General features: G+C 58.7%; 10 protein-coding genes. 1 reads left to right on the top strand and 9 read right to left on the bottom strand.

Annotated elements, in window-relative coordinates; translation table 11 throughout:
- Window positions 1-7: 7 nt before the first annotated feature.
- The 9 genes from D0N36_RS05810 to D0N36_RS05770 all read right to left on the bottom strand — a co-directional run bounded on the left by D0N36_RS05810 (window position 8) and on the right by D0N36_RS05770 (window position 11,341).
- Window positions 8-568 carry a hypothetical protein gene (locus tag D0N36_RS05810; RefSeq protein WP_116940468.1) on the bottom strand — a complete coding sequence of 187 codons (561 nt, stop codon included), beginning with the start codon at window positions 566-568 and terminating at the stop codon, window positions 8-10.
- Between the two features lie 7 nt (window positions 569-575).
- On the bottom strand, window positions 576-926 hold the full coding sequence (locus D0N36_RS05805; RefSeq protein WP_147320766.1) for an MDR/zinc-dependent alcohol dehydrogenase-like family protein: 351 nt from the start codon (window positions 924-926) through the stop codon (window positions 576-578).
- Between the two features lie 2 nt (window positions 927-928).
- Entirely contained in the window at window positions 929-6,094 is a 5,166-nt protein-coding gene (locus D0N36_RS05800; RefSeq protein WP_116940467.1) for a DNA repair ATPase, read from the bottom strand.
- 179 nt (window positions 6,095-6,273) lie between these two features.
- The gene (locus D0N36_RS05795; RefSeq protein WP_242478817.1) at window positions 6,274-8,436 is read right to left on the bottom strand and encodes a flotillin family protein; all 2,163 of its coding nucleotides are present in this window, start codon (window positions 8,434-8,436) and stop codon (window positions 6,274-6,276) included.
- 289 nt (window positions 8,437-8,725) lie between these two features.
- Complete coding sequence (locus D0N36_RS19910; RefSeq protein WP_116940465.1) at window positions 8,726-9,133, bottom strand: PH domain-containing protein; 408 nt, start codon at window positions 9,131-9,133, stop codon at window positions 8,726-8,728.
- Between the two features lie 46 nt (window positions 9,134-9,179).
- The gene (locus tag D0N36_RS05785; RefSeq protein WP_116940464.1) at window positions 9,180-9,848 is read right to left on the bottom strand and encodes an OB-fold-containig protein; all 669 of its coding nucleotides are present in this window, start codon (window positions 9,846-9,848) and stop codon (window positions 9,180-9,182) included.
- A 60-nt stretch (window positions 9,849-9,908) separates the two neighbouring features.
- A complete protein-coding gene (locus tag D0N36_RS05780; protein ID WP_116940463.1) occupies window positions 9,909-10,115 on the bottom strand; it encodes a hypothetical protein in 207 nt (68 codons plus the stop codon).
- Between the two features lie 24 nt (window positions 10,116-10,139).
- Window positions 10,140-10,868 (bottom strand): PspA/IM30 family protein, encoded by a 729-nt coding sequence (locus tag D0N36_RS05775; RefSeq protein WP_116940462.1) that lies wholly within the window; start codon window positions 10,866-10,868, stop codon window positions 10,140-10,142.
- Window positions 10,869-10,921: 53 nt separating this feature from the next.
- On the bottom strand, window positions 10,922-11,341 hold the full coding sequence (locus tag D0N36_RS05770) for a YbjN domain-containing protein (RefSeq protein ID WP_116940461.1): 420 nt from the start codon (window positions 11,339-11,341) through the stop codon (window positions 10,922-10,924).
- A gap of 201 nt (window positions 11,342-11,542) precedes the next feature.
- Between D0N36_RS05770 and D0N36_RS05765 the strand changes: the two genes are divergently transcribed.
- Window positions 11,543-12,349 (top strand): XRE family transcriptional regulator, encoded by an 807-nt coding sequence (locus D0N36_RS05765; protein WP_199798310.1) that lies wholly within the window; start codon window positions 11,543-11,545, stop codon window positions 12,347-12,349.
- Window positions 12,350-12,428 lie beyond the last annotated feature (79 nt).

Genomic DNA, 12,428 nt, shown 5'->3' with positions numbered 1-12,428 from the left:
TTATGTGTTATTTTTTCTTCTCTTTGAGAATGCTTTCAAGTTTCTTATATATTGTGGTTTGGGAAACTTGAAATATGCTTTGGGTGCCGCCAGTCAGATACACCATATCTCCTTTGTTTCCTTGTGGTGATAGGTAGAATAATACATCGTAATTCTTTAGTTCCTTCGCCTCGATCAACGATGCTTCGTCATAACTGCATGCGCTAAAAATTCCTGTTTCATCCTCAATGGAGTAGTTTATCCTATCAAAGCTATTTGATTTATTAAATTCGTCAAAATAAGTGCTAATTTTTTCCTCAAATGAATGACGGTATTTGCTAATAATAGGTTTATTCATTTTAATGCCGCATATCATGCCAATGCCTTTATTGATCTTTCTTGATTTGAGATAGAAAATTTCCATCAATCTTTTCTTTATATCTAATTCCTCTATTCTGGGCATAAATACTTTTCGGCATTCAAACAAAAATGTTTTGTTATTAATGGTGCATAATCCTTCTATTTCCTGTGTACCAATGGTTAGTTTCTTTTTGTTGTAAATTTTAGCTTTATCTAATAAGTAAAACACAAACAGTTCATAGAAAAAAAGTTCTTAGGTTTCTAGGATTCTTCTTTACTCTAGATATTTCATTGTAGATATTCCTCTCTAATGTACTTGTGTATTGAATTAATAATGATATTTGGTAAAGTGCTCCAATACTCCCTAAATGATTCATGTTAGCTAATAGTTGATGTATCCATATGGCTTTATCCAGTGGAATGTCAATTCCTATTTTTAGATAGAAAAATTTTTCTCCAAAGCCAAATTTAAGTTGTTCATATATAAATTCTACCTTATCTCTAGATAGTTTCGCGCTGATAAGTAACGGAGAAGAAATAAGTAGTGCATTCTTATACCATTCTTCAAGTGTGTTAATTGAGGTCATGTCTATTTTTTATTCAATGCCTCCTTAATTCCGCTCAAACCGCCCGTGATGCCCTCCAGCTTCTCCAATAGCTGGAGGAGCTGGCCAGCCTGGGAGTTGCGGATGTTGGCCTGGAAGGTGGTTTTGATTTCCTGCCAGCGGGCGGCTTCGGTGGGGGTGAGCCAGCCGAGCAGCTCGCGGAGCTTGAGTAGGTTAGCCTCGGTGGCGCTGGTCAGGGTTTGGGCCTCGCTGGCGTAGTGGGCGGCCAGCAGGTCGGTTACCTCCTGGTCGTTCATCACCGGGCGGACCTTCTCGGTCAGCTTGTTCATGTTGCGGTACGAGCCTTGGAGCTTGAACGGCGGCTCGGTGCGGTAGGCGTCGGCCTGGGCGGCGCTGGCAATGTAGGCGGCATTCACCTTGGCCACCACGTCGCGCAGGCGCAGCAGCTGGCGCAGCACGGCCACGTATTCGTTCAGCTCCTCGGGCGAGTGGTTGCCCTCAAAGTTGAGGCCCTCGGCCGAGCCGGTTTCGGCCAGCCGCAGCAGCGCGGGCACGTCTTGGGGGCTTTGGGTGGCCAGGCGGGCCAGGGTGGGGTGGCTGGTGAGGGCGTTTTCGAGGTAGGAGAGGCGGAATGCGGCTTCGGAGCCGGCCGTGAGGATGTCGCCGAGGTTATAGATGTCGGCGCGGTTGGCCAGCATGTCGGGCAGTTGGAACACGTCGCCGCTTTCGGTGTAGGGGTTGCCGGCCATCACCACGGCCACCTTGCGGCCCCGGAAGTCGTAGGTGCGGGGGCGGCCGCGGTACACGCCTTCAATTTGGCGCTGGGCGTCGCAGAGCGAGATGAACTTCTGCAGAAACTCGGGGTGGCAGTGCTGGATGTCGTCGACGTAAATCATCACGTTGTCGCCCATTTCGAAGGCCAGGTTGAGCTTCTCCAGCTCCTGCCGCGCCCCGGCATTGGGGGCCTGGGCTGGGTCGAGGCTCACAACCGAGTGGCCGATGGCTGGGCCGTTGATTTTCATGAAGATGAGCCCCAGGCGGTTGGCCACATACTCCATGAGGGTGGTTTTGCCGTATCCGGGGGGCGAAATCAGGAGCAGCAGGCCCATCAGGTCGGTGCGCTTGCCCTCGCCGGCGGTACCAATCTGCTTGGCCAGGTTGGCCCCAATCAGCGGCAGGTACACCTGGTCGATGAGCTGGTTACGCACGAACGACGTGAGCACCCGGGGCCGGAAGCTCTCCAGCCGCAGTGTGGCCGTGGCCTCGGCCACCCGCTGTTTCTTCAGCGCCTGAAACGCCTCAAATTGCGGCACCAGGTGCTGGTCGTAGCGCAGCAGCCGGCGGCGAAAAGCAGGGAAATCGAGGTGGTAGCTGGTGCCGTCGACGCGCGGGTGGGTGCCCTGGAAGCCGGTAAGGGTTTCGCGGGTAGGAGTAGGCACGATGCGGGCGGCATCGAAGGAGTCGGTGAGCAGCAGCAGGGCCACCTCAAGCCCTGTGCCTGACCCCACCCCCGGCCCCTCCCCGGTGGGGAGGGGTGCGTTCTGGAGAAGTGTGCCAGCGGGTTCCAGTGTGCTGATTTCTGCCCCGGCTTCTTTTTCCTGGGAATTGCCCTGGCCTGTTTTCGGGGTTTGTGATGAAGTTGTCGAACCAGCCGCTGCCGTTTGGCTCCCCTCCCCACCGGGGAGGGGCCGGGGGTGGGGTTGCGACGCCTGCACCCACTGCCGCACCAGCTCGAACTGGGCTACCGGCTGGCCGGCTAGGGCTGCTACAGATTGCGCAAATAGCTCGGTAGCGCGCCGCTCCTGGAGTTGTTGCTGGAACTGCCGGTAGAGGTCGGCCGCTTCCTGGGAAATGGGGAAGGAGTTGGTGGTTGGTGCTTCGTGGTTAGTGCTTAGTTCGTTCTTGTCCTTCTTCTTGATTTTGATTGGCTCGGGAATATCTGATAAGCCTTGTTGTAGGTCACTTTTGAGGAGCGAATTGAACAGGAACTCGCCGGCTTCCTGTACCTGATCGGGCGTGAAGAGGGCTGTTTTTTGGACGAATTGCTCAACGGCGGTTTGCAGCTCGGCTTGCAGGGCGTCGAACTGGCGGGAGTCGGGGAAAACCTGGAGCAGCGTGCTGATGCCCTGCAGCTGGCGCTGCCAATGGATGCGCCGGGTGGGGTCGGCGAAGCGGAGCCAGAACAGGGCGGCGGCGGTGCGGGTGGCGGCGGGGTAGCGGAGCAAGTCGGCGGTGCGGGTGAGGCGCACTAGGGCCGTCAGCAGCCGGGCCGCGTCGTGGTCGTGCACGCCCTTGAGGTAGCCCTCGGCGTAGCGAGGGGCCATAAACTGCTGCACGTAGGTTAGCAGCTCGGCCTCGCTCAGCCGGGCCAGCCCGGCCACCGACAGCACGGCGACGCGGCCGGCTTCGGGGGCGGCGGGCACGGGGTGGTGAGCCGCCTGCAGGATGCGCCAGGCCAGGAACTCGGCCCGGTACACGTCGGGGCTTTCTGATACTACGGTTTGGTCCCACACCGGCCGGGCGGCCAGCAGGGCCTCATCCTCAATCGGCTGGAAGAAGTTGGTGCCGGTGAGGTGGTAGAACAGCGCGTTGTCGCGCTGCACGACCGTGAGCTCCAGCGGCTGGGTGTTTACGGTGAAAGCGTAGGGACCGAACTTAATGGTCTGGCCGCCATCGGCGTAGAGGTCGGCCTGGTCGCGGAGCTGGCGCACGGCGTTTTCGCGCAGGGTTTTGAGGCGGCTCTGCACGTCGTCGGCCTTCACCGGGTCGCCCAATTCGAGCAGCTCGCGGGCCGTTTGGCGCACCTTCTCCACCATCAAATCGGCCGCGAAATAGCCCCCGATATCGGCCACCGATTCGAGGCGGGCCAGCCGGGTTTGCACGGCTTTCAGCAGCCGCTCGGCGCTCTGTAGCAACGACGTGGCGCGCTGGTTACGGGCGGCCACCAGTGCCACTTTCCTGGCCTCGAAGGCCTCCACCACTTGTTCACGGCGGGTAGTCAGCTGGTCGAGGAACTGGTCGAAGTCGGGGAAGCGGCCCTCTAATTCTTCGAGCTGCACCATGAGCTTGGTCAGGTACTCGTCGCACTTGGCGGGCGTATCGGCCAGGTCGAGGTAGTTGGTGAGGGCCTGTTCGAGCAGCTTGAGCTGGGCGGTAAACTCGGCCTGGGCCTCGGTGCCGGCCAGCGCCTGGCGCCGCCGCTTCAGCGCCGCCCGAATCTGGTTGAAGCGGGCGTACACCGTCGAAATCCGGTCGATGATGGCCGTCGTCTGGGTGGGGTCGGGGATGGGCAGGTTGCTCACCACGTCAATCAGCAGCTCCAGCTCCTGGGCCAGGGCGGTGGTTTCTCGCTCCCGCTCGTCGGCCTCCACGGTTTTGGCCACCAGCGCTACACCGTCGGCAATGGTTTGCACGCGCTGCTCGTAGGGGGCCAGCGCGTCGTCGCGGAGCAGGAACTCCACGGTCTGGCCGGCCACCTCCTGGCTCAGCGTTTCGAGGGCGGTGGCCTGCTCCTCCACGGCTGGTAGCGCCACGTAGCGCAGCTCCTTGAGGGCCACTACGGCTCCGCGCACGGCCCGCAACTCGCCCAGCAGCTGCACAAAGCCGGTCACATCGTCGGGCGCGGCGCGGCGGATGCGGTCGGTCAGCTCGGCCGCCTGCTGAAACACGTCCTGGGTTTGCTGAACGGTGCTTTTACGGATGCCGCGCACCTTCTCGAACTCCTCTACCGCCGCCGTGGCGGCCTGGCGAATATCGTCGAGCGGGGTGGCCAGGTCCTGGGCGGCGGGCTCGCGCAGCCAGTGGTAGGCGTCGGTGAGGGCCGTAGTCTGGCGGATGAGGTCGACGTAGAGGCCGGCGTAGGAATCGTCCTTGCCCGTCAGCGTGAGGACTTCCTGCACCTCGCTCATGGCCCGCACAATCTCCTTGTTGCCGAGCTTGTACAGATAAGAGTCCGACGTAACCGGCAGCTCGAAATCCGGCCCGGTGAAGGGCGTCTGCCAGATTTGCACGGCGTGGTGCTTCTTAGGCTCCTCGTCGGTGCGGAAGTAGCACAGCTCCCCGTTCTCAAACACCGCGTAGCCGTGGCACACGATGGGATTATCTACGCGCTGAGCAATGCGGTTGTAACTCAGCAGCAGATACAAGCCGCTGTCCTTGTTATAAAACACGTACAGGAAATCCTCGCCGTTGGGCGAGGCCAGCCGCTTCTCAAACAGCATGTCGCGCAGGCCGTTGTCGAAGAGCTTGTTGTCGCCGGTCTGCAGGTAAAAGCCGTGCGGGAAAATCAGGCCCTGGCCGTCGGGCAGCAGTACGCAGGCGTCGGCCAGGGCATCGAGCCGCTGGGCTTTCTTGAGCTTGTAGTTGAAGATGAAGTAGCGGTACTGCTGCTCCTGGTAGGGCCGGATTTTGAGCAGCACCAGGTTGCCCACCACCGCGTAGTAGATTTCCGAATCGTCGAGGGTCTGGTCCTTGTCGTCCACCGGCTCGCTGAGGATGCCTTTGCCGGTGGCGGTGTTGTTTTCCACCTTGATGGTCAGGTCGCCGCCGGAGGTTTCCACGAACACCTTGTCCTCGATGCTGACGTGCGGAAACTTGCCGCCGCGGTGCATGTCGCGGGTGGCGCGCTGCCACTGAAACTCGTGCTGGGGCGGAAACCCGTACTCGTGGTCGGAGCGGTTGTCAAGATACGTCAGCGTTTCGCCCCGAATCAGCCACTTAAACGTCTTCACATCCGAAGAGCCCTTGCCGATGCGGAACACCATGAACAGGTGAACCCCGAGCACGGCAAACTTCACGAACTGGGTGTTCTTGTAGTAGCGGTACAGGTTGCGAAACTCCTCCTCAAACTTGGGGTGTGCCAACAGCTCCAGCCCCAGCGGCCGGAATTCGTGGTCTTGGTACTCGTAGACCCCAAACACGTCGGCCAGATCGGGCTCAGCCTTGAGGCCCAGCACCACGTTGTAGCCGAAAATGAACTGCTTGCCAACCGGCACCAGGTCCCAGGCCACGCAGTTGTACTCGGTGGTGATGCGCCCGGTGCCAATCAGCCGCGTATCCACGGCCCCAAACACCTGCTTACGCTCGGCATTCAGGACGTTCAGGCGCTGGCGCAGCTCATCGCTACCCGCTTGCAGGCGGTTGCGCAGGATTTCGTAGGTGCCGGTTTCGAGTTGGGTGGTCTGTTCCATCGGTGCGCCTCACCCCCTAGCCCCCTCTCCGAAAAAGGAGAGGGGGGACTAGCTTCTAGCTTTTCAGTGCTAGAAACCAGCCGGGGATAGTTTAGAATTAAAAGCAAAAAACTAGTTCCCCCACTCCTTTTTCGGAGAGGAGGCTAGGGGGTGAGGCGCACGTGAGGCGCAACTCAAGATTACATCAACCCCCGCACTGGCGCATCACCGATACCTAGTGCTTTAGCGGTGCTAGTAAGCTGCTTAATCGTGCTACGGGTGGCGTCGTCGTTTGCCTGGCTCATGAGTTTCAGCAGCAGCGCCGACACGCTTAGGTTCTTCATGTCGTCGGAGCTGAGGCCGAACTGGTCGACGAAGCGGCGCAGGTTGGCTTTGAAGTCGCCGCCGCCGTCCTCGCCGAAGAAAGTGTCCTTCACGCTGCTCAGCACCTCGGAGTTGTGCACGGCGCGGTCCACCATCTTGCCCTTGGTGATGGAGCCGATAATCTGGTCGAAGAACATGGTCTCGCCGCCCACGATGTCGATTTTGGCCGCTTTCAGGGCCTCGCCGATGACCTGGGCCTGGGAAGCGGCAATGTCTTTCTGGATGCTGATCTGGGCCAGCTCTATGGACTTCTCCTTGTCGAGGCGCAGCTTGAATTCCTCGTGATCCTTGCCCACGCTGTCGAGCTTTTTCATGGCGTCGGCCTTAGCCTCAATGCCCTTGGCTTCCACGGCGTACTTCTGCTCCGACACGGCGGCTTCGGCCAGACCCTTCTTCTGGTCGGCGTCGGCGCGGGCTTGGATGATATCGGCGTCGGCAATGCCTTTTTCGCGGTTCACCCGAGCCGCTACCATTCCCAGCTTCTCATCGGCTTCGGCCTGGGCACCGGCTTTCACCTGAATACCCTGGGCCTCGGCCGTGGCCGTAAGCTGGAGCACGTTGGCTTCCGACTCGCCCTCCTTCTGGCGGGCGGCGGCTTTGGCCTGCATCACCTGGGCCTCGGCCATGCCGACGGCGGCGGCCTTGCTGGCCTCGGCTTCGGCTAGGGTGCGGATGGCCGAAGCTTTGAACTCGGCGGACGCCTTCTCGGCTTCGGCCTCAATGAGGGCCTGCTTGCCGCGGAACTCGGCGGCCTGGCGCTCCATGTCGGCCGTACCCACCAAGTTCACGTTGGCGGCTTCGGTTTCCTGGCGGGCGGCCGTTATGGCTATCAGCTTATCGCGCTCGGCCAGGGCCTGGGCGCGGGTATCCTTGATCTTCTCCTCTTCGATTACCGTGGCTTTCTCCACCGTAATCCGCTCGCGGATAATGGTCTGAATGTTCTTTTTCTCTTCTTCCAGGGCCTTCTCCTTTTCAATCTGGGCCAGAGCCACAATCCGCTCCCGCTCATTTACTTCGAGGGCTTTGGCCTGGGCTACGCGCTCGGTTTCCACGGCATCGGTGCGCTCCTTGTTGCGCTCGGCGACCAGTATCTGCCGGTCGCGGTTCTGCTGAGCAATACCCACTTCTTCCTCGGTAGCAATGCGGGCCTTCTCCGATTTCAGCATTTCTTCCTGCTGCACCTTGGCCGACTCGGCATTCTCGCGGGCCCGGATGTTGGCGACCTCGCGCTTCTGCTTCTCCTGGTTTTCAATCAGCTGCTTCTCCAGCTCCAGAATGGTTTCCTGAGCTTCTACGTCCTGCTTCTTGATGGTTTTCTGCTTCTCGCGCTCAATCGAGTTGGCTTGGATTTTCTGCTCCGAAGTCAGGGCAATAATCTTCTTAATGCCCTCGGCGTCGAGGATATTGTCCTGGTTGAGGGCCGCGAGCGGGGTCTGCTCCAGGTAGTCGATGGCGCAGTCGTCGAGCACGTAGCCGTTGAGGTCAGTGCCGATGATGGTCAGGATTTGCTGCTTGAATTGCTCGCGGGAGTTATAGAGCTCAATGAAATCGAAGTGCTTGCCCACCGTCTTCAGCGCCTCCGAAAACTTGGCGTCGAACAGGTTTTCCAGCGCCGCCGGGTCGGACGCGCGGTGCGCGCCGATGCTCTGGGCCACATTAATCACGTCCTGAGGGGTCTTGTTGACCCGCACGAAGAAGTTCACCTTCACATCGGCCCGCAAGTTGTCCTTGCACACCAGCCCCTCGGAGCCGGCCCGCTGAATGATGATGGTTTTGAGCTTGATGTCCATCACCTCCAGCTTATGGAGCACGGGCACCACGATAATTCCGCTGAACGACACCTTCGTGTCGCCCATGCCGGTGCGCACCAGGGCCTCGCCCTGCACGGCTTTGTTGTACATGCGGGCTACGAAGGCCACAAACCCGAGCACAAAAACGGCGATGATGACAAGCACCACCAATGAAAGTTGATCAATCATGAAAATAGAGAGTAGGAGTGTTTCAGAGAGTTAGGATTTGTTGGGATTCTGGGACTGCTTAGCGAAAAAGAACTGTCATGCTGACGAAGGAAGCATCTCGCCTGCAATACTACTCCTGCCGACTGCAACGAAGCGGTAGAGATGCATTCTTCGTCAGCATGACAGTTCTTGTACTGCTCAACCTCACGTCAGCAGCCAGTCGGCCAGCCAGTTGAAGAAGTCGGCGAGCAGGCCGTCGAGCAGCACGTCGCCGAGCCAGCGCAGGCCTTTCTGGAGAAGATGGAGTAACTCAGTCATGGCGGATAGCGGGGTTTAGCTGCAGCAAAGCGGCCAAGAAGCCGGCGCGGTCGGCCGGCGAAATCAGCACCGAATCGTACTTGCCGTAGCGGACTAAGAGCCGGTCGAGGGAGAGGGCGGGGGAGCTTATCGGGTTGTGTGTGGCTTCCACTTGCGTAATACTATCTACAGGTATTTGCATCCGCCAAGGCCCACAATAAACTAGTAATTGCCGGTCGTGGAAAAGGTAATATGTTGTGCGTATGAGATATATGAAGAAAGTTGCAACTAGTAAATTGATGCCGGTAGTGAAGAAATGCCCGGCCGTTTGCTCCCAGTACCAGAGAGGAAAAAACAGAAGCAAAAAGAGTATTGGCCCGAATAGCCACCAGCTGATTTTGGACCGGAATATCTGTTTCATGTTATAGTAAGAGTAGTTAAATAAGGTTCTGGTGCTACTTAGTGCCTCAGGGCGTCAGCTCAAATGGCTCTATCAGGTAGCAGCGGCGCAGCTGGTCGTAGTCGATGATGAGTGCCGTGTCGCCCTTGCGCAGCTCGGCCGACTGCGAGGCGGCCCGCACATTAAGCATCAGCGGAGCACCCTTGCGGAGCCGGACGCTGGCCTGGCCCAGCTGCTCGTGGGTGGCGGGCAGCAGCAGCGTGCATACCTTGCCCAGCGGCGAGTTGGTGCCTTCCGATTCTTTCTCCAGCGCGGCAAACAGGCTTATAAAGGGCGTAGTAAGCACCTTTGCTATCAGCAGACTGCCCACCAGCAACGGCACGAGCAGCACCGCACCCACCAGCAGGCCCTCATTGCCCAGGTAATGATTGGCCAGAATACTGCCTACCCACCAAGGCAGCACTACAAAGCTCACGAACACCATTAGCGGCACCCGCTCCAGATTGAAAAAGACCAGTACTGAGTTCAGAAACGAGGTGCCCGACTCATGCGCGTGCGCTCCGGTGTGGGTATCGGTGTGCAGATCAGTGTGAGAATCGGCCTGTACGCTCAAATCCAGCGACTTTAAGTCGAGCAGGCCCAGCAGCACCGTAAGCCAATACAGCAACACCAGCACCAGCAGGCCCGTGGGGAGCAGGTTGGCCGGCGCCACGGCCGCGTGTAGCAGTTCTTTCATCAGGAGAGGATTAGCGGCGGGAAGGTACGGGAATTGTCAGGTCAGCCCAAGGGGCCGGCGTTAGCGGCCCGGCTGAGACTCCAGCTCCTCAATTCGCTGCCGCAACCGGCGGTTGTAGCGGCTCTGGCCGTTGAACTCAAGCGCCGCGCCTATCAGCATCAGGAAGTAGGCCTGCTCCAGCTCGATGACGTGGGAAACCCGCGCCAGGGCCGAGCCCAGAATGAGGGCAACACCGAAGTAGAATAAGAGCTTTTCGAGGGTCGTCATAGCACTATTAATAAAGGGCTGTATTTACAATTCAGAGCTGCCAAGCTGCTTCTGCATACCCAGCTTGGCCTTGAGGGCCGCCAGATCGGTCGCGGCCTGTCCGCTGCCGTCGGCGCCCAGGGCCTTGTCGATTTCCTGGTCCACTGACTTGCTTTCGTTGGCTATCTGGCCATACGATTCGGCCAGGGCTTCTTCGGTGGCAATCTTCTCCTTCATGCGCTCCAGCAGGTTCACCGTACCCGACGAGTCGAGCTGGGCCAGCTGCTGGTTGATGGTTTTAGTGGCCGTGCTTACCGTCACGCGGGCTTTCAGCGTCCGCAACTCGTTGTCCCACTGCGAAATGGTCTGCTTGAGCTGCTGCACGTTCTGGTTGAGCTGGCTGGCCGAAGCCTCGAACTTTTCCTGGTCCTGGCCAGCGCGGGTGGCCTGGGCTTCGTGCTGGGTTTTCTTGGTCAGCGCCTCGGTGGCCAGGCGGTCGGCCTCGGCGGTTTCCAACTCCTGGCGATTGGCCTTCTGAAGCAGCAGCACGGCTTTGTTCTCGTAGTCGAGGGCCTTGCTACGGGCGGTTTCGGCGTCGTTGCGGCTGCGGATGGCCAGGGCCTTCACCTCGGCCAGCGCGTGCAGAGCCTTGTCGAGGTCCTCGCGCAGGTCGCGCAGGCCCTGCTCGGTCATTTTAATGGGATCTTCGAACTGATTGACGGCCGAGTGGGCTTCGGCTTGTCCGATTTTGAAGAGACGGTTGAGAAAGCTCATAGTAGTGGGGTTTATGGGGTCTGGGGATTCGAAGGCCTAAAAAAGAGCATTATTCAAGCCTCCAAATTCCCGGGAATTCCTTTTGAAAATTCAATCAGCTCGTCGCCAAACTCGCTGAGTACTAAGGCCAGGGAATTGAGCACGGCTTCAAGGGCCGCACGGTCAAGAATATCAAGCTGAAGCGTGTCGCGGTAGATGACCTTGAGGCCCGACTCGTCGAGCACAAAGGCGCCGTGGATGATGTCACGGTTTTTCTGGAGCAGGCGCTGGTAAACGCTGCAGTTGGGGGCGGGCAATTCCAGCAGGTACTGCTCCATAATGAGTAGCGGCTCGCCGCAGCCCAGCACCAAGTGATGAATGCCCAGTTCCGGCCGACTTACTACGAGCAGGCTGGCGGCCTCATCCTGATGATGAACATCGAAGCCCAGCTCCAGTAAGTAGGTGTGTAGCAGCGTGAAGTAACGAGTAGCCATAGCGAAGCGGGAGAGGAAAGATAGAGACCAGACAACTTAGGCAATTCGGGCGGATTATTGGGCTGGCAACCTCGAATGATCCTCGCGGCTCAAAAAAGTAGCATTATGACTGAACGACTGCCGGGATTGTGGTAGCTTTACGATGCAATGGTAAGCAAAGTTTGCAATATGCTCAAGCTTTGAGCTAAAATATTTTCGTCTATGTCGTACGTTGGCAAGAACATCCGGAAGATAAGAACCGTCAAGAAGCTCAGCCAAGCCGCTTTTGCGGAGCTTTTTGGCTTAGCTAGGCCCAGTGTGGGTGCTTACGAGGAAGGGCGCTCGGAGCCAAAAATGGAGACGCTGCTGCAGATTGCTCAGCATTTTGGCTTATCGGTAGATCTGCTACTCACGAAAGAACTGACTATAAATGAGCTCTACCGGTTCGATATTTTCAAGCCCCAGGAGTCGGCGCTAACCAAGGCCGATGCGCCCGCCGCCGCGGCGCTGGCCGACCAGCGGCCCCAGCTGACGCCCTACGTGCCCCAGGCCCGACTGCTCGAGTACATCGTACGCCATCACGATTCGGCCTTCGTCGATGCGCTGCCCCCGCTCACGTTTCCGCACCAACTGGGCCCCACCACCCGCGCCTTCGACCTCAACGGCCCCGACATGGCGCCCACCCTGCGCCACCAGGACGTGCTGCTCTGCTGCCGCATTGACAAGGCGTTGCCCCGCCTGCACAGCGGCCGGGTATACGCCCTGCTCACCCAAAGCCGCCTGCTGGTGCGCCGCCTGCAGGAGCAGCTGCCCGGCCAAATGCTCCGGCTCCGCGCCGACAACTCCGATTACCCGCCCCAGGATTTCCATTTGCCCGAAGCCCTCGAAATCTGGGAAGTGCACGGCAGTTTCAGCACTTACCTGCGCCGCCCAGCCCTGCTCGAAGAGCGTTTAGCCCTGCTCGAACAGCAGCTTACGCAGTTGCAAACCCGGTTTGAAGAAACCCCACCGCCGGCCAGTCAGCCCTAGGCGGTACCCGCCGCGCCGAGGGGGCATTTCCATGCGCGGTAGAATGGCCGGCCGGAGCCGGGGTAAAAACAATATCTTG

The organism is Hymenobacter lapidiphilus, from assembly GCF_003417065.2.
Classification (GTDB): domain Bacteria; phylum Bacteroidota; class Bacteroidia; order Cytophagales; family Hymenobacteraceae; genus Hymenobacter.
The sequence above is the reverse complement of the archived record's forward strand: the minus strand, read 5'-3'. Positions and strand labels throughout refer to the sequence as shown.

Excerpts from the sequence above, each read along its gene's own strand:
- D0N36_RS05805 (WP_147320766.1), bottom strand. The coding sequence starts at position 926 with ATGACCTCAATTAACACACTTGAAGAATGGTATAAGAATGCACTACTT.
- D0N36_RS05800 (WP_116940467.1), bottom strand. The coding sequence starts at position 6,094 with ATGGAACAGACCACCCAACTCGAAACCGGCACCTACGAAATCCTGCGC.
- D0N36_RS05795 (WP_242478817.1), bottom strand. The coding sequence starts at position 8,436 with ATGATTGATCAACTTTCATTGGTGGTGCTTGTCATCATCGCCGTTTTT.
- D0N36_RS19910 (WP_116940465.1), bottom strand. The coding sequence starts at position 9,133 with ATGAAACAGATATTCCGGTCCAAAATCAGCTGGTGGCTATTCGGGCCA.
- D0N36_RS05785 (WP_116940464.1), bottom strand. The coding sequence starts at position 9,848 with ATGAAAGAACTGCTACACGCGGCCGTGGCGCCGGCCAACCTGCTCCCC.
- D0N36_RS05780 (WP_116940463.1), bottom strand. The coding sequence starts at position 10,115 with ATGACGACCCTCGAAAAGCTCTTATTCTACTTCGGTGTTGCCCTCATT.
- D0N36_RS05775 (WP_116940462.1), bottom strand. The coding sequence starts at position 10,868 with ATGAGCTTTCTCAACCGTCTCTTCAAAATCGGACAAGCCGAAGCCCAC.
- D0N36_RS05770 (WP_116940461.1), bottom strand. The coding sequence starts at position 11,341 with ATGGCTACTCGTTACTTCACGCTGCTACACACCTACTTACTGGAGCTG.
- D0N36_RS05765 (WP_199798310.1), top strand. The coding sequence starts at position 11,543 with ATGTCGTACGTTGGCAAGAACATCCGGAAGATAAGAACCGTCAAGAAG.